Here is a 21,500-nt window from a genome sequence, read left to right as displayed (position 1 = left end):
CCCGTGCGCACTTCTGGTAGTCGGAGCTACCAGAAGTGCGCACGGCTCGGTGACGTCGCACGACGTCACGTCCACAGGCGGCGGGCCGCCCGGTGGGCCCGCTGCCACGCCCCTTCGACCCGGTGGGCCTGCTGCTCCCCGATCTCGGCCTCGATCCGATGCAGGATGCCCAGCCCGAAACTGGACTCGGCGGCATGTCCCTGTTCGGACGCCATGTCGACGAGATGGTCGCGGGCGACCACCGAATCCTGGAACTCACCGAGCAGATCCTGGAACTCGTCGAACCGGTCGAGGGCCCGAGCGGCGCGTTTCGGATGCAGCGGGGAGATCACCTCGATGGCGTAGCGCAGCCGCTTGGCGCCCTTGCGGGCGCGGTGCATCCGCTCGTCCCGTTCGACCGGATCGTCGGTCCGCGACACCTTCGCGACCCGTTTCGCGACCTTCCCCGCCACCGTCTCCGCGGACCGGGTCAGCTCCGCCGGCTTCGGTCGGTGCCCGCCCTGCTCGCGACCGTCGGGTTCGGCGAGGCCGTCGATCAGCGCGTCGAGCGACCGCAGCAGCTCGAGATAGCGCCCCGAATCGAGGGTGTCGATCGCCTCGACACGCGCGGCGGAGGCCTTGGCGGTGAAGTACTCGTCGATCCGGGCTCGCGTCGCCTCCCGGAACGCCACCACCGGAAGCTCCGCGACCCGGCCGGTGAGCCGCTCGTGCTGGACCTCGAGATCGCGTGCGGGGCTCAGGCGCTGTCCGAGCCAACGCAGTTCTCCGACGAGTGCGGTGTCGAGATTCAGATCGTGCGAGTACGTCTGGACCGCGCTGCGCAGCCGGCGTGCGGCCTTGCGCATGCTGTGGACGGCATCGACCGCGTCGCGTCGCACCGCGATGTCGGCGAGCGCGAGCACGTGCCGTTCGTGATCGAGATATTCCCGCAGGTATCCGGCCGCCCCCTTCACCCTCGGGGCCGGAGGGATCAGGTCGCCGAGGACGCGGTGGAGCTTCGACGGGCTCGGCGACCGGGTGATTCCGGCTGCGGCGAGCCGGTCCTCGACGGCGTCGAGCAACGCGATGTCGCCGGTCGCGAGTTCCACCTCGATCTCACGCCAGTGCAGTTCGGTGTCGTCCGCGCCGCGGACCGCGGTCACGTCGTCGACGACGACCTCCGCGAGCAGCGCTCCGTCCGCGTCGCGAAGGCGCTGTCGGGCACGGGTCGTGGAGACGAGCGCGGCCAGGGCGACGGGTTCGTCGCGGACCACGCTCCGCAGCAGTCGCAGCAGCGACGGGGGCACCGAATCGTCGTCGGTGAGGGGCACGTGCAATTCCGTGCGGGTGTCCGTGCCCGTGGGCAGCTTCACGTGCCAGCCGGCGTCGTCGCCGCCCTCGCGACGCCGCACGGTGATTTTCGCGCGCAGCAGAGCGAGGTCCGCGGTGTCGAAGTACTGTGCGGACAGTTCGACCACGTCGGAGTCGATCGATGCGACGCCGGACACGGTCGACAGGTCGGGTAACGTCTGCCCCGCGGTGGCCGCGTACTTGCGTTCGATCTCGTCTGCGGTGCTGCGGGGCGGCTGCGGGGACGATGACATCGATGCTCCTGTCGGGCTGCTCGTGGCCGGACACCCGGACCGCCCGGTGTCCTCGATGTCGAGGCTGTCACGATCCGAGCGCGCCCACCACCGAACCGGCGTCCGTAATGTCGTGAATCACGGGCCGGAATCCACGCGATCCGGTCAATGGGCACTTGTGCCCTGGTCAAACGGGCGATCGGCGGGTGATCATGGAGGGCGCGGGGGGAGTTCCGAAGGGTTGAGGATGAGGATTCTGGTGGCGGCGGCCAGCAAGCACGGCTCCACCTCCGAGATCGCCACGGCACTTGCCGCGGCGCTGCGCCATCACGGCGCCGAGGTCGACGTGGTGGCGCCCGAGCGGGTGACCGGGGTGCAGGGGTACGACGCTGTCGTCGTCGGCAGCGCCGTCTACCGCAATCGCTGGTTGCGGCCTGCGCGGGAGTTCGTCGAGAGGTTCGCCACCGACCTGCGCGGGCGCGCGGTGTTCCTCTTCTCGTCCGGTCCGATCGCCGAGCAGGGGCATCCCGTGAACCGGCCCTACGTGATCTCCGACGTCGCCGCGCGGCTCCGCGCCCGTGAACACCGGATGTTCGCCGGCAAACTCGACCCGTCGGTCCTCGGGCCGGGTGAACGCATCGTGGCGCGGGTCATCGGCGCACGCATCGGCGATTTCCGCGACTGGGACGCCATCGGCGCGTGGGCACCCGAGATCATCGAACAGACGGCGCGGCGCCGCTCCGGTCGGGTCGCGACCGATCACCCCGGCTGACCGCCCCCCGACTCGTGCGCGGTACGCGTCGGCGTTTCGTCGACGTTCAGGCCCCCGGGCCGCGGTAGTGCTCCGCCAGTTCGATCATCCGCTGCGACGGTGACCAGTCGACGGGGCGGCCCTGCAGCTGGGCTTCGAACACCTCGAATCCCGCGTGCCAGCCCGCGCCGTGGGCGTACGCGTCGTCCTCGTCGTCGGTGGTGTGGGTGAGGGTGAGCCAGCATCCGCCGGATCCGTCGGGCGTCAACTCCCAGTGCAGGATGTCGGAATCCCACATGAATTCGAGGATCTTCCCCGTCTGCACGACGAGGACGGTGCCCGACGTCGTGTGACCGTGGGGGAGTACCCGGCGGCGTAGGTCGTCGTCGGCGAGGTGGAAACGCACCGTCGCGCCCGGGGTGAGGTCGACATCGGCGTTCACCGGGAACCATTCGCGTAGGCGCTGCGGGTCGGTGAGGACCTGCCAGACGGTGTCCGGGGCCTGTGGGAATTCACGCTCGAAGCGCAACGCCACCCGCCCGTCGTAGGTACGGGAAATACTGCCGAGTTCCATGGATCCTCCCGACGTGAATGACGCGGTCAGCGTCGGTCCCGGTGCGGTGCTGTCCATGCTGCCAGGTTTCTTCGGCTTGTGAAGAGGGTCCGCCGACCCGTGATCGGATCGTCGAATTCCACCGAGCGTGCCAGCAACTGCAATGGCGACGAGAAGTCGTCGCGCGCAAGGTCGTACACCTCGGGGTAGAGCGGGTCGCCGAGAATCGGGACACCGAGCGAATTCATGTGCACCCGCAGTTGGTGGGTCTTCCCGGTGCGTGGGCGCAGCCGGTACAGGGCACGATCGCCGTCGACGTCGCCGACCTCGATCCGCGTGACCGCATTCGGTTCGCCGGGCACCTCGCGGGCCTGCAGCACACCGCGATCCTTGCGGATCCGGCTGCGGAGTTCGCGCGGGAACGTCAGGTCGGGGCGGATACCGGCCACGGCCTCGTACTCCTTCGTGACGAGACGTCGCTCGAACAACATCTGGTACGGGCGTCTCAGTTCGCGCCGGACGGTGAAGATCAGAACACCCGCGGTGAGACGGTCCAGGCGGTGTGCCGGAGTCAACTCGGGAAGGTCGAACTCGCGCCGCAACCGCACCACCGCGGTTTCGGTGATCCACGACCCGCGCGGCGTGGTCGGCAGGAAATGCGGTTTGTCGACGACGAGGACGGAGTCGTCCCGGTACAGCACGTCGATCTCGAACGGGACACGGTCCTCGACGGGCGGATCACGGTGGAGGAACACGAACGCGCCTGCGACGTACCGGCTCGTCGCGGTGACGGCGCTCCCGTCGCCCCAGACCACTTCGCCCGCCGTGATCTTTTCGGTGAGCCGATCGGCGTCGTCGGGGAACCTGCTGGTCAGGTAGTCGACGACGGTTTCCGACGGGCAGTTCTCCGGGAGTCGGAGGCGGGTCGGGTTCAGGCCGTCGCGGACGGGCAGCGGGGCATCGGGCACGTCCCGACAGCGTAGTCGTCGTGCCGGATCGGAGGCGTCTGCGCGGGTGGATCGCACGGGCGGGGATCGCCATTCGACTTTGCAGGATAACGATTGTGTGCAAGCCTGCTTGAGGCTCGTGTCCGCGTATACCGTGTGACTGGAGTTACTGATGGTGTCGGACGCACAAGGGGAGTTCGGTGTGACGAATACGACCGAAGTTGGAAGGCGTCGGGGGGCGCGCGCGCTGGTCCGGTTGCTGGTGGCAGCCGTCGTCGTGCCGCTCGCCCTGGTCTTCACGGGTCTCGGCGCGGGTACCGCATCCGCCGACCCCTACACGCGGTTCACCGAGGACATGGTGCCCGCACCGGGCGGCGTCGGTGAGATCAAGGTCCGCATCTGGTTCGCGAACAACGGCAGCAACAAGGCCGTGTATCTGCTCGACGGGCTCCGCGCGACCGACGACGTCAGCGGCTGGGAACACGAGACCAACGCGGCGTGGCTCGCCGACAACGGCATCAACGTCGTCATGCCGGTCGGAGGACAGTCGAGCTTCTACGCCGACTGGTACGCGCCGAGCAACTTCAACGGTCAGCCGTACACCTACAAGTGGGAGTCCTTCCTCACCCAGAACCTGCCCGATCACCTCACCCGGTACGGCATCGACCGCAACAGCAACGCCGTGGTCGGTCTGTCGATGGGCGGCAACGCGGCCCTGATCCTCGCGGCCTACCACCGCGACCAGTTCACGTTCGCGGGTTCGCTGTCGGGCTACCTGAACCTGTCGGCGCCCGGCATGCGCGAAGCCATCCGTCTGGCGATGCTCGACGCCGGCGGCTACAACTCCGACGCGATGTGGGGTCCGCCGTGGGATCCGGCGTGGCTGCGCCACGACCCGTTCGTCGCCGCACCGCAGCTGCGCGGCCTGCCGATGTGGGTGTCCGCGGCCAGCGGTCTGCCCGGACAGTACGACAACCCGGACTCGCTGGTCGGCGTCTACAACACGTCGAACGCGATGGGTCTCGAAGCGCTCGCGCTCGCACAGAACCGCGCATTCCAGGTGCGGCTGGCCACCCTGGGTATCGACAGCGCACACTTCTCGTTCCCCGCGCGCGGCACCCACACGTGGGGCTACTGGCAGGACGAACTCTGGGCCATGCTCCCGATGATGAAAGCGTCGATTGGCGCCTGAGTTCGCACCGCTGGCCGACCGCACCTTCGTGGTGACCGGGGCGACCAGCGGTGTGGGAGAAGCAACCGCCCGATCCCTCGGAGCGGCCGGTGCCACCGTGGTGCTCGCGGGCCGCAACGTCGACAAGGGGCGTGCGATCGCCGAGGAACTCGGGTCCGGCGCATCGATGCACCGGCTCGACCTCGCCGACCTGGCGTCGATACGCGCATTCACGGAAGAACTCGGCGACCGGCGTATCGACGTGCTCGTCAACAACGCGGGCGTCATGGCGTTGCCGTACACGCGCACCGTCGACGGTTTCGAGATGCAGTTCGGGACCAACCATCTCGGACATTTCGCGCTCACGGGACTGCTCCTCGACCGACTCACCACTCGGGTGGTGACGGTGACGAGCGCGGCGCACCTCGTCGGGCGCATCGACCTCGACGACCCGAACTTCGAGCATCGTCGCTACCGTCGCGCGGGCGGCTATGCGCAGTCGAAGCTCGCGAACCTGCTGTTCAGTCTCGAACTGGAACGACGGCTCGCCGCAGCGCGGTCGCCGCTGCGGGCGGTCGCGGCGCACCCCGGCTACGCCGCGACCGGCGTCGGCGGGCACACCGGAACGTGGTTCGACCGATTGTTCACGTTCGGCAAGACGATTCTGCAGCGCACACCCGCGCAGGGCGCGGAATCGGTGGTGTTCGCGGCGACCGAACCCGACCTGCCCGGGGGATTCGTCGGCCCGAACCTGCTGCTGTACGGGTCGCCGCACCCGGCGCGTGCCGCCCGTCGTGCCCGCGACCGTGGGGCCGCGCGTCGACTGTGGGAGTTGTCGGAGAAGCTCACCGGCGTCACCTACCCGATCCCGCCCGGAGGCTGACGGCTGACGCCTGACGACTCGTGGCCCGTCGACCTGTGTTCGCGGTGCGGCGTGCGATACACCCCTCCCCGCATCCGAGCGAGTGGTACACCCGATCGATTCGATCGATCGAGCGATACGTTCGCTCGGACACGGGTGAGCGTCAGCGGCGGATGAGGCCGAGTTCGGCGGCCGCCGCGACCGCGGCGGTACGCGAGGTGACGTCCAGCTTGGTGTAGATGTGCGCCAGATGTGATTTGACGGTGCCCTCCGTCAGGTGCAGGCGACGGCCGATCATCTGGTTGGGGAGGCCCTCCGCGACCAACGTCAGCACCTCCACCTCGCGGCGGGTGAGGGTCACCGCCGGATTGCGCATCCGGTCGACGAGCCGATCGGCCACCGACGGCGCGAGTGTGGTGCGTCCCGACGCGGCCGACCGGATCCCGGCCGCGAGTTCCTCCGGTGGTGCGTCCTTGAGCAGATATCCGGTGGCACCGGCCTCGATGGCGGGGAGGGTGTCGGCGTCGGTGCCGTATGTGGTGACGACGAGGACACGCGGTGCCCCGGGGCGCGCGGTGATCGCGGCGGTGGCCTGCGCCCCGGTCATCCCGCGGCCGAACTGCAGATCCATCACGACGACGTCGATGTCACCGGCGGCGGACCGCTCGACCGCCTCCTCCGCCGTCGCCGCCTCCGCGACCACCGTCATGCCGGGTTCGGTGTCGAGGACCGCGCGGAGACCGGCCCGCACGATCGGATGGTCGTCGGCGAGCAGGAGCCGGATGGGGGTAGCACTCACGCTTCGACCTCCGCGTCGGGGATCGGCAGTCGCGCGGCGAGCGCGGTGCCGTGTCCCGGTGTGGACTCGATGGTGAACGTACCGCCCAGATCGACGGTGCGGGCGCGCATCGCCGCCAGACCGAATCCGCCGGCGTCGGGGCTGGGGTGGGGGGTCGCCACCGGATCGAAACCGCGGCCGTTGTCGACGATGTCGACGGCGACCTCGTCGTCGAGGTAGCTGAGGGTGACCTCGACCGCGGTCGCCTCCGCGTGCGCGACGGTGTTGCCGAGCGCGGACTGCGCGATGCGAAGCAGCGCCACCTCGTAGGGGGTGGGCAGCGGCACCGGGGTACCGGTCGCGTGGAATCGGGCGGCGATCCGGTGCCGGGCGGAGAGATCGGTGCACAACCGGTCGAGTGCACCGGCGAGGGTCGAATCGTCCAGTGCCGGTGGGGTGAGCGCCGCGACGAACCTGCGCGCCTCGGCGAGATTGTCGGTGGCCGCGGTACGGGCCTGCACGACGTAGGCGGCGGCGTCGTCGACGCGTGAGGGCAGGGCACGTTCGGCGGCGCGCAGCAGCAACTGGATGCTCGACAGTCCCTGCGCGAGGGTGTCGTGGATCTCGCGGGCGAGACGTTCCCGCTCGGCGGCGACACCGGCGTCGTGCTGTGCGGCGGCCAGATCCGCGCGCGTCGCGGTGAGCTCCTCGATGAGGAGGCGGCGTTGCTCGCTCTCCCGATAGAGAGCCTGATAACCCCACACGACCGCCACCGCCACCGCCGCGCCGAGCGCCGGTCCGAGCGCGGTCGCCGGTGCGAATGCGCCCTGGTGCGCGGTGAATCCGACGACCGCGGCAACCGCGGTCGCGATCACCGCGACGAGTGCCGCTCGCGGCGGCAACAGGTGCAGCGCCACGAAGTACAGGGGGAAGGCGAGCCACACCGCCTCCGCGGACAGTGTCAGCAGGGCCAGCCACAGGGCACCGACGGTCGTGAACCACACACCCGTCGCGACGGGTGACGTGCCGACGGCGGGGGTCGACGGTCCCGCCGCGTACGCGACGAGCATCGCGATCGCGATGACGGCGATCACACCGGCCCGCGGATCGTCGGCGGTCACCGCCCGGACCACGGTCAGTGCCAGCAGCCCGGCGACGAGCACGTGCAGGCAGGCTGCGAGGATCCGCAGAGCGGGAGGCGGGGTTCGGGGGATCGGGGTGTGCACGATCGTCCCAGCCTACGGGTGTTCGGCGTCTGCCACATCTGTCGAAAGATGGAGACACGCCGCCACCGTTCGGTGCCGGAAGTGCTCACCCGCGGGCGATGTCGCCGGGGCCCGGTTCGACGAGGGTGGATGTCGACCCCGAAACCCGACGAGAAAGCAGTTGCCGTGTTCGTTGCCTGGAGAGACCTGAGTTTCGCGAAGGGACGATTCGCCCTGATGGGCACCGTCATCGCGCTGATCACCCTGCTCGTCGGGATCCTGTCGGGCCTGACGGCGGGACTGGCCCAGCAGAACATCTCTGCGATCGAGGCGCTGCCCGCCGACAGGATCGCGTTCGCCGAACCCGCCGACGGGCAGGACCCGTCGTTCACGACGTCCACCGTCTCACGTGACCGGTGGGAGCGTCTCGGCGCGATGCCGGGCGTGACCGCCGCGGAACCCCTCGGTGTGTCGACGGCCCGCGCGAGCGCACCGACCGGCACGGCGACGGTGTCGGTGTTCGCGGTCCGGTCGGGTTCGGCGCTGGTGCCGGGCGGGGAGTCCGTCACCGTCTCGACGACGGTGTTGTCGACCGCCGCGGCCGACGAACTGGCCGCGACGGTGGGAGACACCGTGCTCGTGGGGGACCGTGAGCTCACGGTCGTCGCGGTGCGCGGCGACGATTCGTTCTCGCACACCCCCGTCGTGTGGACGGAACTCACCGACCCGGAAGCCTCGGTGGTGGCGTTGACCACGACCTCCGATTTCGACGCGGACGCCGTCGGCGAGGCGACCGGTGTCCTGGCGGTGTCGAAGACCGACTCGTTGTCGGCAATCGGTTCCTTCACGGCGGAGAACGGCTCGTTGCAGCTCATGCGGGGATTCCTGTTCGTCATCGCGGCACTCGTCATCGGCGCGTTCTTCACGGTGTGGACGATCCAGCGCAGCGGCGACATCGCGGTGCTCAAGGCGCTCGGTGCCTCCACCGGATCGTTGCTCCGGGATGCGCTCGGGCAGGCCGTGGTCCTGCTCGTCGCCGGTACCGCCGTCGGGACCGCGCTGGCGGCCGGGATCGGCGCGGCCGTGTCCGGGACGGTGCCGTTCGATCTCGCCCCCGCCACCCTCGTCGTCCCGTCACTGGTGACGGTGGTGCTCGGCGCTGCCGGAGCCGCCCTCGCCGTCCGCCGCGTCACGTCCGTCGACCCTCTGATCGCCCTGGGAAGTGCCCGATGAGCCTGAAACTGACCGATGTCACCCTCACCTACCCCGACGGCGACGGCCGTGTCGTCGCACTCGATCACGTCGACCTCGACGTGCCCGCCGGCTGCGTCACGGCGGTCGTGGGACCGTCCGGGTCGGGCAAGTCGAGTCTCCTCGCGGTTGCCGCGACCCTCGTGACTCCCGATTCGGGATCCGTGGTGGTCGCCGGCACCGACATCGCCGGCCTCGGTCGCGGTGAGCTCGCCGAGCTGCGGCGCCGCCGCATCGGGATCGTGTTCCAGCAGCCGAACCTGCTTCCGTCGCTCACCGCCGTCGAGCAGCTCCAGGTGATGGCGGTGATCGACGGGCGATCTCCCTCCGGCGTGCGCGACCGCGCGCTGGCACTCCTCGACGCGGTCGGGTTGGGCGACGTCGCGGATCGTCGGCCGCACCAGTTGTCGGGCGGCCAGCGCCAGCGGGTGAACATCGCCCGCGCACTCATGAACGAACCGTCGGTACTGCTGATCGACGAACCGACGAGCGCCCTGGATCACGAGCGCGGCGCGGCGATCGTCCGGCTGATCACGGACCTGACGAGGGAACGTGACTGTGCCACGGTGCTCGTGACCCATGACCTGACCCATCTCGCCGGAACGGACCGGGTCGTGCAGGTGCGGGACGGACGCGTCCTCGAGTCCCCATCTCATGCGCAACACGTATGAGATGACTCGGATACATATCGTTTCGATATGATCTGATGTTCGAACGGCGGCTACCGGCCGGAGTGGTTCCGGTGGACGCTTGCACCATGCGACACACCACCCACCCGCCTCCCGGGACCCCGGCACGACCCCTCGCCACCGCACCGGCAGGGGTCGTTCCGGGTCTCGCCGTGTGCGCGGTCGCGACAGGCGTGTCGCTCGCGGTGCACCGCCTCGTTCCGGCGGTCAGTCCGCTGCTCGTCGCGATCGTCGTCGGTGCCGTGGCAGCCAACGTCGCGGACCTTCCCGGCCGGTGGCGTCCGGGCCTGGACTTCTCCGCGCGGCGCGTCCTGCGGGTCGGTATCGCGCTGCTCGGCCTGCAACTGCTGATCGGTGACGTGCTCGGACTCGGCGGGCCGATGATCGCCACGGTGGTTGCCGTCGTCGGTCTCGGCATCGGCGGCAGCCTCCTGGTCGGCGCACGACTCGGGCTGTCGTGGTCCCAACGCGTGCTCATCGCGTGCGGATTCTCCATCTGCGGTGCCGCGGCGGTGGCTGCCGTGAACGGCGTGGTCGACGCCGACGAGGACGACGTGCTCACCTCGGTGGCCCTCGTCGTCGTGTTCGGAACCCTCATGATCCCCGCGGTCCCACTGCTCGCGGGTGCCCTGGGTATGTCGGATGTCGACGCGGGACTGTGGGCCGGCGCCTCCGTCCACGAGGTGGGGCAGGTGGTCGCGGCCGGAGGCGTGATCGGTGGCGGCGCACTCGCCGTCGCCGTGGTCGCGAAACTCGCCCGCGTGGTGATGCTCGCCCCCGTCATCGCGATCCTCGGTGTGCACCGCCGGATCACCGAACCCGCGGCGGATACCCGTCGCCCGCCCGTCGTGCCCCTGTTCGTCGTCGCGTTCACGGTGCTGGTGGCGGTCCGGTCCACCGGGGTGATCCCCGACCCCGTCCTGGCGGTCACCACCGAGGTGCAGACCGCCCTGCTCACCGCGGCGATGTTCGCGCTGGGCACCGGGGTGCGGTTCGCCGCACTCACCCGGGTCGGTGCCAAACCATTCGTGCTCGCGTCCTTCGCCACCGTGTGGGTGGCCTCGATCGCCCTTGCCGGAGTGCTGCTCTCGGGTGTGTCGGGTGCGTAGTCCCGCGAGTGTGCAGTTACCGCAGTGTTCTTCGGGGATACGCATCGGCAACTGCACACTCGCGGTGAGATCAGGTCGCGGCAGCCAACAGGTTCCCGACGAAACCCGCGGTGCGCAGCCGCAGGGCGTCGATTCGTTCGTCGCGCAGCGCTTCCCGATCGAAACCGGGATACGGAAGCGGGTCGAGCCTACGTACGTTGCGCGAACACTCGAAGTCCTCGCAGAGCAGCAGGCCGACGGTCGCGCCGTTGCGTCCCGCCGCCCCCACCTTCCTGGTGCTGTAGAACACCACCGGGTTCGGCAGCGTCACGTCGTTGCACCACGAGCACTGCGCCCGACGGCGCGGTGTCGCGTCCGCCCGCCGCAGGATCAACCCCACCGGGTCGCCCTCGAGCGTCGGAACCACGACGTACGCGCGGCCCTTGAACTTCGGGTCGCGCCAGCCCAGGAAGTCGAGCCGGTCCCAGTCGAGGCCGTCGAACGCCGGTGGGAGGGTGAGAACGGACACCTCCTTGCGGGAGGCGTTGGCGAAGCAGGCGCGCAGGGTCTTCTCGGAGACGGGTTGCATGGTGGAATGTCCGATCATGTCCGTGCCCGGCGCACAGTGCAGCGCGACCGGGAGAGAGTTCACATGGTGTGACCGTGCCCCGGGCGCACACGACCCTCGACAGGGTGGTGACGCGACCGGTGCGGAGCCGGGTCATCTGCTACCGGCGGCAGAGCCGTCGGCAACCTCCAGACGCCCGGGGGCACAGGTGAACGGGTAGGACATGTTCACGAACGTACCGGTGGCGCCGCGACGCGCGCAAACGGGTTCACAGGAACTCGGGTCCGACGGTGGGCAACGCATCGCGGCGGCACAACCCGGTCCCGTCGAGGAGATCGAGGGTGCGCAGACACCGTCGCACCAGATCTCCCGGAGTGGACGCCACGGTGCCCGCAGCGTGGAGAGCTGCGGCCAGTCCGTCGCCGCGCGCCCACCGGTGGATCGGGGTGACCCACGTCGGGTCCGGCTCCGCGGTGATCGGCAGGTCGTGGCGTTCCTCCGCGACGACGAGGTCGCGCCAACACCGCCGTGTCGCGTCCAGCGCCGCCGTGAGCGCAGGGGAGACACGCCCCGCCGTCGTCGCAGTGTGACGACGACCCTCGCCGAGAACGGTCGAGGCAACCGCCGCGAGTTCGGCGGGATCGAGGCCCGACCAGGCCCCGGTGCGAAGACACTCGGCCACGAGAAGATCGCTGCTGCAGTAGATCCGACGCAATCGCTGCCCGTCGTCGGTGATGTGGATCGATCCGCGCGCCGGATCGGCGAACACATACCCGCGTTCGTCGAGCAGGTCCAGGACACGGTCGAACCGCGCGGTGAGGCCCGCCGTGGCCGCGTGTACCTGCGCCCGCATGCGCTCGGTGTCGGCGGCGACCGCGGCGCGGCGCGCGGCGACGGAGAGCAGGACGTCGCGGTCGCGGTGCCGATGACCGGGGTGGGAGCGGAGCGCCCGGGCGAGTGCCGCGGCGGTGTCGGCGGTGCCGGAGCGTCGGGCGATCGCGAGTCGGTCACTCAGTTCGCGGTATTCGCCGAACCCGGCGACATCCGCCAGTTCGGCATCGAGTTCGGCGAGCACCGCGGTGTTGGTGCGCACCGCATCGGCGAGAGCGGCAACGGACCTCTCCGCCTCGAACTGCGCGAACGACCGACCCAGCAGTGCGCGGGCACCGTCGTGCCCGTGCCGCGCGACGAGATTGACGGTGGTGTTGTAGCCGACCGACAGCGAACTGTGCAGCGGATAGGTGCGGGTGGAGGCGAGGCCCGCGACGGTGGCGGGTGCGACGTCGCGGCTCCACACGACCACGACGTGCCCTTCGTCGTCGATGCCTCGGCGTCCCGCCCTGCCCGTGAGCTGTGTGTACTCACCGGCGGTGAGGTGGGTCGGCCCGGTCGCGGTGTGTTTGACGAGTCGTTCGAGGACGACGGTGCGCGCCGGCATGTTGACGCCGACCGCGAGGGTCTCCGTCGCGAACACCACGCGGACGAGACCCGCCGCGAACAGCTCCTCCACGACGTGCCGGAAGGTCGGTACGAGGCCCGCGTGGTGCGCGGCGAATCCTCGTTCGAGGCCGTCGAGCCAGTCGGGGAAGCCGAGTGCGTCGAGGTCGGCCGGGGGCATCGTCGCGGTGTGTCTCTCCGCGACCGCCCGGATGCGTGCGGCGTCCGCGGCCTCCGTCAGACGCAGTGGGGTGGAGAGACATTCGGAGACGGCCGCGTCGCAACCGGCGCGGCTGAAGCGGAACCAGACGGCGGGGAGCAACCGTTCGGCCTCGAGTCGCGTGACGACCTCGGCGACATCGATCCGGCCGCTGTCGCGGTGTCGGGTGCGTCGGCGGCGTCGACCCGGTTGCGGCGCGGCCTCGACCAGCTGCCGGTGTGCGATGTACCGCTCGAGGGTGGCGTCGACGGAGGTGCTTCCGGGGGAGAGCAGGTCGAACAGTCGACCGCCGGCGAGCATGTGCTGGGTGAGGGGAACAGGGCGTTGTTCGTCGACGACGACGTCGGTCGTACCGCGCACCCGGCTGAGCCATTCGCCGAAGGATTCCGCGTTGCTCACGGTCGCGGAGAGGCTGACCAGTCGCACCTCGGCGGGCAGATGCAGGATGGATTCCTCCCAGACGGCGCCGCGTTCACGGTCGGCGAGGTAGTGCACCTCGTCCATCACGACGTACCGGAGTCCGACGAGCAGCGGAGAGTCCCCGTGCAGCATGCTGCGCAACACCTCGGTGGTCATCACGACGATCGGCGCGTCGGGCAGCAGCGAGATGTCGCCGGTGAGCAATCCGACCCGGTCGTCGCCGAACCGCCTCGCCAGCTCGCCGTGTTTCTGGTTGCTCAGGGCCTTGAGCGGCGTGGTGTAGAAGAGGGTGCCGTCGCGGGCCAGCGCGAGGTGTGCCGCGAATTCGCCGACCACGGTCTTACCCGCGCCGGTGGGCGCGCAGACGAGGACGTCGCGCCCGGCTTCGAGTGCCCGGCAGGCCCGGACCTGGAATTCGTCGAGGGAGAATCCGAGCCCCGCCGCGAACTCGTCGAGATGCGGCACGTCCTGCATGTACACGCCTCCACGGTACGTGGGCCGGGTGGCGGGTCCACTCCCGTCACCGGCGACGTCGTGTCCGTGCCGCGATGCGAACGATGACAATCGGTGATGTAGATCACTCGTAAGGGGGAATTGATGGCGGATCGGGCACGTTAGTTGAGTTGAACAGACTCAAGTCGCAGAGAAAGGCTACGGAATGCCGGCATTCTTCGGGCCTGGTGGCCCCGGCCGCATCGACATCACGCGCTTCATGAGCCGCGGCACCCAGGAACTCATGGCGACCGCCGCGCGCTACGCCACCGAGCGTGGCGACGCGGACCTCGATGTACTGCACGTCCTCCGTGCGATGGCGGAGCAGGACCCGGCCCGGACGGTGATGACCCGTTCCGGAGCCGATCCCGCCGCCGTGATCGGCGCGGTCGACGAACGGCTGCCGCAGAGCAACCCCGACGCGGGGTCCGCGACGCCCGCACTGAGCGGCGCGGTCCGCACCGCACTGCTCGAAGCGCATCAACTCGCGCGTGCACTGGGCTCCACCTACATCGATCCCGAACACCTGTTCTTCGCCCTCGCGGCCGATCGCACGCGGTCGGCCGGTCGTCTCCTCGCGTCGCTGGGCGTGACACCGCAGTCGCTGCAGGCGGCGCTCCAGCCGGGTCCGGCCGAGGAAGCGACGGTGGAATCGCAGACTCCCACACTCGACAAATACGGTGTGGACCTGACCGACCGCGCTCGGGGTGGTGGAATCGACCCCGTCATCGGCCGCGCCGACGAGATCGAACAGACCGTCGAGATCCTCGCCCGGCGAACCAAGAACAATCCGGTGCTCATCGGCGAGGCCGGTGTCGGCAAGACGGCGATCGTCGAGGGCCTCGCCCAGCGGATCGTCGACGGCGACGTGCCCGCGAAGTTGCAGGACAAGCGTGTCGTGCAACTCGATCTCACCGCGATGGTCGCGGGTACCCGCTACCGCGGTGACTTCGAGGAACGATTGACGTCGGCGCTCGACGAGATCGCGGCGCAGGACGGTGGGCTGATCGTGTTCATCGACGAACTGCACACGGTCGTCGGGGCAGGCGGCGGTGGCAGCGAGGGCGCGATGGACGCCGGCAACATCCTCAAGCCGAAGCTGGCCCGAGGTGAACTGCACGTCGTGGGCGCGACCACGCTCGACGAGTACCGCAAGCACATCGAGAAGGACCCGGCGCTCGAGCGACGATTCCAGCCGGTCACGGTGGGTGAACCCGCACGTGCGGACGCCCTCGCGATCCTGCACGGTCTACGCGACCGGTACGCCGAGTTCCACGGTGTCCGGTACACCGACGACGCGCTCGACGGAGCCGTCGACCTGTCGGTGCGGTATCTGCCCGATCGGCACCTGCCCGACAAGGCGATCGATCTGATCGACCAGGCCGGTGCCCGGTTGCAGCTGCGCAACCCGCGGGTGGACACCGAGCAGCTGCGAGAGCAGTTGGCCGTGCTCGAGGCGGACAAGGATGCCGCGGTCGCCGCGGAACGCTACGAGGAGGCGTCGCGTCTGCGTGACGAGATCACCCGGGTGCAGAACAGCATCGAGGCGGGTGCCCCGACGGACGCCGACACGCCGGTGGTCGACACCGACGTGATCGCCGAGATCGTCTCTCGCGCGACGGGGATTCCCGTCACCCGGATGACGAGCGCCGAGAAGGATCGACTGCGCACTCTCGAGGACGAACTGCACAACCGCGTCATCGGGCAGGACGACGCGGTCCGGGCGGTGGCACGTGCGGTGCGGCGCAGCCGCTCCGGCATGAGCGACCCGCACCGTCCGGTCGGCAGCTTCCTGTTCCTCGGGCCCACCGGTGTCGGCAAGACCGAACTGGCCAAGGCGCTTGCCGAAGTGCTGTTCGGTGACGAGAAGAAGATGCTGCGGTTGGACATGAGCGAGTTCGGTGAGCGCCACACCGTCAGCCGTCTCGTCGGTGCTCCTCCGGGCTACGTCGGATACGGCGAGGCCGGTCAGCTCACCGAGCAGGTGCGGCGCAATCCGTACTCGGTGGTGTTGCTCGACGAGATCGAGAAGGCGCACCCGGACGTGTTCAACACGTTGCTGCAGGTCCTCGACGACGGTCGACTGACCGACGGGCAGGGACGCACGGTCGACTTCGGTAACACCGTGGTGATCATGACCAGCAACCTGGGCTCCGACATCATCTCGAGCAAGGGTGGGGCCCTCGGATTCACCACCGGCGATGCGGAAGCCGCGGAGAAGCCGCTGCGTGATCGCGTGATGGCGCGGCTGCGCGAGACCATGCGTCCGGAATTCCTCAACCGGATCGACGAGATCGTGCTGTTCCGCAAGCTCGACGACGAGCAACTGCGGCACATCACCGATCTGCTCCTCGCGGACACTCGGAAACGTCTGCAGGAGAAGAACATCGGTTTCGACATCGATGCTGCCGCCGTCGACTGGCTTGCCGACCGCGGGCGTCAGCCCGAGTTCGGCGCCCGCCCGTTGCGCCGAGCGATCCAGCGTGAGGTCGACGACCGCATCGCCGATCTGCTGCTCGACGACCTGCTGGTCGAGGGTGGTGCGGTGTCCGTCGAGGTCGAGGACGGTGACCTGATCGTCCGGTAGGGCGTGACACAGCGGGACGAGCCGGCGGGCCCCTCGTCGAAACGAGAGGCCCGCCGGAGGCAGGGACCGGGAGTTGCTGCAGCCCTCAGCTCTCCGCGCGATCCGCAGTAGGCCTGACCAGAAATCTAGGTTAGGCAAACCTAATGCGCAAGTGTTTCGTGAAATCTCTTCCGACTCGATCCACCGCAGCGTCGCGACCTGGAAGAACGGACCGTCCCGTCCCGTCCCGTCCCGTCCCGTCCCGACGCGAGGCGAGGTGAGGCCGTCCCTTTCCGAGCGAGTGGTACACCCGATCGACTGAATCGAGCGGGTGTACCACTCGCTCCGGGGGGCGGGGCGGGCGCGACCGGCACGGCTCTGTTATCGTGGCCGACATGCAGCGCGCATATTTCTGGTTTAGCAGGCCGGCCCGGGGTGGGTCGGTCGGCGTAACCGAGCGCTGACTTCTTCCACCCACGAGCCGGATTCCGACCGGCTCGCGGGCGCTTTCGAGGGTTCTTCCGGGTCGGTCTCCCACCACCGAGAACAGGAACGCAACCCATGAGCACCGTTTCCACCGAGATCTCCACCAGCGACCTCGACGAGCAACGCACCGTTCGGATCAGTCCGTTGGCCGCGCCGTCGCAGATCCGCGCCGAGTACGCTCCCGACGAGGTCACCGCGGCGACCGTCCGCTCGGGGCGCGCCGCGACCGTCGACATCCTGAACGGCACCGACGACCGCCTCGTCGTGGTCGTCGGCCCGTGCTCCGTGCACGATCCCGTCGCCGCCATCGACTACGCGCGCCGTCTCGCCGCGAAGGCCGAAGAACTGCGCGACGACCTGCACGTCGTGATGCGCGTGTACTTCGAGAAGCCGCGCACCACTCTCGGTTGGAAGGGTCTGCTCAACGATCCGCACCTCGACGGCACCTACGACATCAACACCGGTCTGCGCATCGGACGGAAACTGCTGCTCGACGTCTCGAGCCTCGGCCTTCCGGTGGGGTGCGAGTTCCTCGATCCGATCCTCCCGCAGTACTACGCCGACCTCGTCACCTACGGCGCGATCGGTGCGCGCACCGCGGCGAGCCAGGTGCATCGCCAGCTGTGCAGCGCGCTGTCGATGCCGGTGGGGATCAAGAACTCCACCGAAGGAGACGTGCAGGTCGCGGTGGACGGCACCCGCGCCGCCGGGGCGAGCCACGTCTTCCCCGGAACCGACCTCGAGGGCAACACGGCGCTGATCGAGACCGCCGGCAACCCGGATTGCCACGTCATCCTGCGCGGCGGCAGCGCCGGACCGAACTACGACGCCGCGACCGTCGCCGACACGATGGCGCGACTGCGCAAGGGTGGGCTGCCGGAGCGTGTCGTCATCGACGCGAGCCACGGCAACAGCCGCAAGGACCACGAGAAGCAGGTCGACGTCGTCACCGACATCGCGGAGCGCCTCGAGGCGGGCGAGAAGGGCATCGTCGGGCTCATGCTCGAGAGCTTCATCGAGGCGGGTCGTCAGGACCTCACACTCGGTGAGGCCGACAAGCTCGACTACGGCAGGTCCATCACCGATGCCTGCATCGACTGGGCGACGACGGCCGCGCAGCTCGATCGTCTGGCGGAGGCCGTGCGCACCCGCCGCTCATGATGCTTGACCCGGACGTAGCGTCAGGGTTGATCCTGGAATCGTGAAGATCGGTGAACTGGCCGAGGCTGCCGGCACGACCGTCCGCGCCATCCGGCACTACCACCGGCTCGGGCTGCTCCCCGAGCCACCGAGGTCCTCCAACGGGTATCGCGTGTACGCGTTGGAGGATCTCGTGCGTCTGATGCGTATCCGCTGGCTGGCCGGTTCAGGGGTGCCGCTCGCCTCGATACCGACGATGCTCGGATCCGCCACCGACGGCGACGCCCGGACAGATCTCACCGCCGATCTCGAAGCTCTCCTCGCCGACGTCGACGCACAGCTGACCGCTCTCGCCGGCAAGCGGCGCGCGCTCGGCGCGATGCTCGACGGGCATCGGCGGGGCGGAGCGATCTCGCCACTGCCCGAATCGCTCGCGGCGGCCTTCGACGAGCTCGTCGAAGGCGAGAACGATCCGGACACCCGCGCGCTGTTCGTGCGTGAACGCGACAGCTGGGAGATCCTCGCGCTCTCGGGACGCACGCCGCAGACCTATCTGGACGCGGCGAGCGCGATCGTCACCGACCCCGTGCAGCGGCACGCCGTCGTCGCGCTCTACCGGCGGTTCGGGGCGCTCGCCGGGCGGGATCCGGCCACCGCGCGATCGGAGATCGACGCCGTCGCCGACGGGCTCGTCCGGTTCGTGGCTCCGCTGCTGGACACCGCCGACACACTCTTCGCCGATTGGGCCGCACAGGCCGCCGACGCCGTGGCACGGGGCGAACCCCTCCTCGTCGAGATGCTCCCCGATCCCGCGCAGCGGGCGGTGGCCGTCCACCTGATCGAACACCTCGCCGCCGGACCGGAGGAACACCGATGACCGATCCCGCTGCACGCCGCCTCCACGCGGCGGCCCTGGCGATCACCGTCGCGGCCGCGGTCGTCAACGCCGTCCTCGCCGCGGCCGGGATCGTGTCGCCGACGACCGCGTTCACGCTGTGGCTCGCCGTCGAACTGCCGCTCGCGGCGATCCTGACGACGATCACGGTCGTGAGGGTCCGAGCCGCCCGCCGGCGGGGGCGCACGTGGAGCGAAGTCCTCGACGACGTCGCCGGACCGACCCCGGCCGAACTCATCCGCTTCGAACTGCGCGGATACCGTTCGTTGTGGTTGTGGTTGCGCCGTCGGTACGACGGGGTGTCGTCCGGTGTCGAACCGATCGGCTACACGAAGGGCACGATGGCCGTACCGGTGGCCTTCCTCGTCGCCGCCGTCGCCGAGACGGTCGTCGTGCACGTGCTGGTGCCGTGGCCTCCCGTTCGCACCGTGTTGCTGTTGCTGTCGCTGTGGGGGCTCGTCCAGATCGCCGGTGTCCTCACCGGCCGCATCACGCATCCGCACCTGCTCGCCGCCGACCGGTTGATCGTGCGGTCAGGTCACCAGGTGATCGTCGAACTCGAGCGCGCCGCCGTGCGCAGGTGTGTCGCGCGGCGGCGGTGGGAGCACACCGACGTCACCGTCGACGGCGAGGCCCTGTACCTGCCGGGGCCGGACGGGACGTGCGTGGACCTCGTCCTCACCGAACCCGTCGAGGTCCGGGTTCCACGGTTTCTCGCGCACCGGCGCCCCACCGCGACGGTGTCGCGCCTGTCGTTGCAGGTGGACGACCCCGACGCGGTGGCGGCGTCGCTGACACCGCGGTCGACCGACGGTGCCTCGCGGATCAGAGCAGGGGAGTGAAATCCCTGCTGCCCAGGTAATCCGGTCGCGGATTACCCGCCGCGAACGGTTCGACCGGGAGGTTCTCGACGCTGTTGAAGACCACGAACAGGTTCGAGCGCGGGAACGGGGTGATGTTCCCGTTCGAGCCGTGCATGCAGTTCGAGTCGAAAACCGTGGCGGAACCGGCGGATCCGAGGAAGGTGGTGATCCCGAACTCGGCGGCCATGCGGGTGAGGGTGTCCTCGTCCGGCGACCCCGTCGGCGGAACGTGCGTCACCAGTGACTCACGGTAGTAGTCGTCGGGGGTCTCCCCGGCGCACGACACGTACGTGCGGTGCGAGCCGGGCATGATCATCAAACCACCGTTGTACCCGTAGTTCTCGGTGAGCGCGATCGAAATGCTCAGTGCCCGTGGCGCGGGCATCCCGTCCTCGGCGTGCCACGTCTCGAAATCCGAGTGCCAGTAGAACGGTCCGCCGCGGAAACCCGGCTTCACGTTCAGCCGTGACTGATGGACGTACACGTCGGATCCCAGTATCTGCCTGGCGATCCCGACGATCCCGGGGCGTCGGATGATCGAATCCACCAGCGGGCTGAGGCGATGAACGTCGAACACGGAGCGGACATCGCCGCTCCCGCGCTCACGGACGACCTTCTCGTCGTCACCGAGCTCACGACCGAGTCGTGACGTTTCCTCCAGCAGATTTCCGACGTCATTGGCTGCGAGAAGCGCTTCCGCAGTGTGGAATCCGCGCATATCGTAATCGGCGATCGCCGCGGAATCCAATGGCCCGTCGTTCGCGGATCCCCACACGACGGGGTCCTTCCGCTCGACGGATTCCCAGTTCGTTCGGCCACGGGTCGGATATTCGTCCTTGACGACCGTGCGCATACGGTTGAATCACCCTCTCGTTGATCGATGACGGTCCGATCCCGACCGTCCCACTACCGAGCGCGGGATGCAACCCGGCCGGTCGGCGGTGTCGCGCGCGTCGTCGCAGTTCGTCGTGCTGCGGTGCCCCGTGCCGAGGTGTCCCGTGCCGCGGTTCCCGAACCCACGACGACAGCGGAAACGCCGTCGGTGACGACACCGGAACATTGTCGGTGCGACGGCAGCACACTGTCGGTGGCCCTCGGTACTGTCTTCGCATGGGATACGAATTTCAGGTGACGATCGATTCCGGCAGCCCACACACCCAGGCGAAATGGTGGGCGGAGGCACTCGGGTGGCGGGTGGAGCCCAGCGACGAGGACTTCATCCGCGGTCTCGTCGCCGCAGGTCATGCCCGTGAGGACGACACCGAGGTCTTCGAAGGCAGGCTCGTGTGGCGGGTGGGGGCGGCGATCTCCGACCCCGACAATCCGGCGCGGCCTCGCGTGCTGTTCCAGCGGGTCCCCGAGGGTAAGACGGTGAAGAACCGGATGCATCTGGACATCCGGGCCGGCGACGACAGCGAGGCCGTCGTGGCGCGACTGGAGGCGGCGGGCGCCGCGGTGCTCCACCGTGGCCGGCAGGGCCCGTTCGAGTGGATCACGATGGCCGACCCCGAGGGCAACGAGTTCTGTGTGGGGTAGCGGGAGCGCCTTCCGGGCAG

Annotated in this window: 19 protein-coding genes; 11 read left to right on the top strand and 8 right to left on the bottom strand. The window is 69.3% G+C overall.

What is annotated here, in order from left to right; translation table 11 throughout:
- Window positions 1-65: 65 nt before the first annotated feature.
- Window positions 66-1,583: a CYTH and CHAD domain-containing protein gene (locus tag LDQ05_RS04235; RefSeq protein WP_226435642.1), complete on the bottom strand. Its 1,518-nt coding sequence runs from the start codon at window positions 1,581-1,583 to the stop codon at window positions 66-68.
- Window positions 1,584-1,809: 226 nt separating this feature from the next.
- On the opposite strand from LDQ05_RS04235, the gene LDQ05_RS04230 reads away from it, so the two are divergent.
- Window positions 1,810-2,334 (top strand): flavodoxin domain-containing protein, encoded by a 525-nt coding sequence (locus LDQ05_RS04230; RefSeq protein WP_226435641.1) that lies wholly within the window; start codon window positions 1,810-1,812, stop codon window positions 2,332-2,334.
- Between the two features lie 46 nt (window positions 2,335-2,380).
- On the opposite strand, the gene LDQ05_RS04225 is transcribed toward LDQ05_RS04230, so the two are convergent.
- The gene (locus LDQ05_RS04225; protein WP_308013161.1) at window positions 2,381-2,887 is read right to left on the bottom strand and encodes an SRPBCC family protein; all 507 of its coding nucleotides are present in this window, start codon (window positions 2,885-2,887) and stop codon (window positions 2,381-2,383) included.
- A gap of 26 nt (window positions 2,888-2,913) precedes the next feature.
- Window positions 2,914-3,834: a pseudouridine synthase gene (locus LDQ05_RS04220; protein WP_226435639.1), complete on the bottom strand. Its 921-nt coding sequence runs from the start codon at window positions 3,832-3,834 to the stop codon at window positions 2,914-2,916.
- A 181-nt stretch (window positions 3,835-4,015) separates the two neighbouring features.
- Here LDQ05_RS04220 and LDQ05_RS04215 point away from each other — a divergent pair, with 181 nt between their 5' ends.
- Window positions 4,016-5,005, top strand: a complete 990-nt coding sequence (locus tag LDQ05_RS04215) for an alpha/beta hydrolase (protein ID WP_372461034.1) — start codon at window positions 4,016-4,018, stop codon at window positions 5,003-5,005.
- Window positions 4,995-5,867 carry an oxidoreductase gene (locus LDQ05_RS04210; RefSeq protein WP_226435638.1) on the top strand — a complete coding sequence of 291 codons (873 nt, stop codon included), beginning with the start codon at window positions 4,995-4,997 and terminating at the stop codon, window positions 5,865-5,867. The genes LDQ05_RS04215 and LDQ05_RS04210 overlap by 11 nt, the downstream gene beginning before the upstream one ends.
- Window positions 5,868-6,009: 142 nt before the next feature.
- Here the strand turns inward: LDQ05_RS04210 and LDQ05_RS04205 are convergent, their stop codons facing one another.
- Window positions 6,010-6,645 carry a response regulator gene (locus LDQ05_RS04205; protein ID WP_226435637.1) on the bottom strand — a complete coding sequence of 212 codons (636 nt, stop codon included), beginning with the start codon at window positions 6,643-6,645 and terminating at the stop codon, window positions 6,010-6,012.
- The gene (locus tag LDQ05_RS04200; protein ID WP_226435636.1) at window positions 6,642-7,850 is read right to left on the bottom strand and encodes a sensor histidine kinase; all 1,209 of its coding nucleotides are present in this window, start codon (window positions 7,848-7,850) and stop codon (window positions 6,642-6,644) included. The genes LDQ05_RS04205 and LDQ05_RS04200 overlap by 4 nt, the downstream gene beginning before the upstream one ends.
- A 129-nt stretch (window positions 7,851-7,979) precedes the next feature.
- Here LDQ05_RS04200 and LDQ05_RS04195 point away from each other — a divergent pair, with 129 nt between their 5' ends.
- The 3 genes from LDQ05_RS04195 to LDQ05_RS04185 all read left to right on the top strand — a co-directional run bounded on the left by LDQ05_RS04195 (window position 7,980) and on the right by LDQ05_RS04185 (window position 10,878).
- Window positions 7,980-9,062 carry an ABC transporter permease gene (locus LDQ05_RS04195; RefSeq protein ID WP_226435635.1) on the top strand — a complete coding sequence of 361 codons (1,083 nt, stop codon included), beginning with the start codon at window positions 7,980-7,982 and terminating at the stop codon, window positions 9,060-9,062.
- Entirely contained in the window at window positions 9,059-9,751 is a 693-nt protein-coding gene (locus tag LDQ05_RS04190) for an ABC transporter ATP-binding protein (RefSeq protein WP_226435634.1), read from the top strand. Before LDQ05_RS04195 ends, LDQ05_RS04190 begins: the two co-directional genes overlap by 4 nt.
- A gap of 86 nt (window positions 9,752-9,837) precedes the next feature.
- The gene (locus LDQ05_RS04185; RefSeq protein WP_226435633.1) at window positions 9,838-10,878 is read left to right on the top strand and encodes a YeiH family protein; all 1,041 of its coding nucleotides are present in this window, start codon (window positions 9,838-9,840) and stop codon (window positions 10,876-10,878) included.
- A 70-nt stretch (window positions 10,879-10,948) separates the two neighbouring features.
- On the opposite strand, the gene LDQ05_RS04180 is transcribed toward LDQ05_RS04185, so the two are convergent.
- Together LDQ05_RS04180 and LDQ05_RS04175 are read right to left on the bottom strand one after the other, a co-directional pair.
- On the bottom strand, window positions 10,949-11,509 hold the full coding sequence (locus LDQ05_RS04180) for an FBP domain-containing protein (protein WP_226435632.1): 561 nt from the start codon (window positions 11,507-11,509) through the stop codon (window positions 10,949-10,951).
- Between the two features lie 184 nt (window positions 11,510-11,693).
- Window positions 11,694-13,976, bottom strand: a complete 2,283-nt coding sequence (locus LDQ05_RS04175; RefSeq protein ID WP_226435695.1) for a DEAD/DEAH box helicase — start codon at window positions 13,974-13,976, stop codon at window positions 11,694-11,696.
- 184 nt (window positions 13,977-14,160) lie between these two features.
- Between LDQ05_RS04175 and LDQ05_RS04170 the strand changes: the two genes are divergently transcribed.
- The 4 genes from LDQ05_RS04170 (at window position 14,161) to LDQ05_RS04155 (ending at window position 19,923) form a co-directional block, all read left to right on the top strand.
- Window positions 14,161-16,581 carry an ATP-dependent Clp protease ATP-binding subunit gene (locus tag LDQ05_RS04170; protein ID WP_226435631.1) on the top strand — a complete coding sequence of 807 codons (2,421 nt, stop codon included), beginning with the start codon at window positions 14,161-14,163 and terminating at the stop codon, window positions 16,579-16,581.
- Window positions 16,582-17,121: 540 nt separating this feature from the next.
- Window positions 17,122-18,207, top strand: coding sequence for a 3-deoxy-7-phosphoheptulonate synthase (locus LDQ05_RS04165; RefSeq protein ID WP_226435630.1), 1,086 nt, complete (start codon window positions 17,122-17,124; stop codon window positions 18,205-18,207).
- 40 nt (window positions 18,208-18,247) lie between these two features.
- On the top strand, window positions 18,248-19,063 hold the full coding sequence (locus tag LDQ05_RS04160; RefSeq protein WP_226435629.1) for a MerR family transcriptional regulator: 816 nt from the start codon (window positions 18,248-18,250) through the stop codon (window positions 19,061-19,063).
- Entirely contained in the window at window positions 19,060-19,923 is an 864-nt protein-coding gene (locus LDQ05_RS04155; protein WP_226435628.1) for a hypothetical protein, read from the top strand. Before LDQ05_RS04160 ends, LDQ05_RS04155 begins: the two co-directional genes overlap by 4 nt.
- Here the strand turns inward: LDQ05_RS04155 and thpD are convergent.
- Entirely contained in the window at window positions 19,907-20,797 is an 891-nt protein-coding gene (gene thpD / locus LDQ05_RS04150) for an ectoine hydroxylase (RefSeq protein ID WP_226435627.1), read from the bottom strand. The two genes, LDQ05_RS04155 and thpD, sit on opposite strands and share 17 nt — an antisense overlap.
- Window positions 20,798-21,054: 257 nt before the next feature.
- Here thpD and LDQ05_RS04145 point away from each other — a divergent pair, with 257 nt between their 5' ends.
- Window positions 21,055-21,480, top strand: coding sequence for a VOC family protein (locus LDQ05_RS04145; protein ID WP_226435626.1), 426 nt, complete (start codon window positions 21,055-21,057; stop codon window positions 21,478-21,480).
- The last annotated feature ends 20 nt before the right edge of the window (window positions 21,481-21,500 follow it).

The sequence above is a fragment of the Rhodococcus yananensis genome (assembly GCF_020515525.1).
Lineage (GTDB): Bacteria > Actinomycetota > Actinomycetes > Mycobacteriales > Mycobacteriaceae > Rhodococcus > Rhodococcus yananensis.
This window is presented reverse-complemented; position numbering and strand designations above follow the sequence as displayed.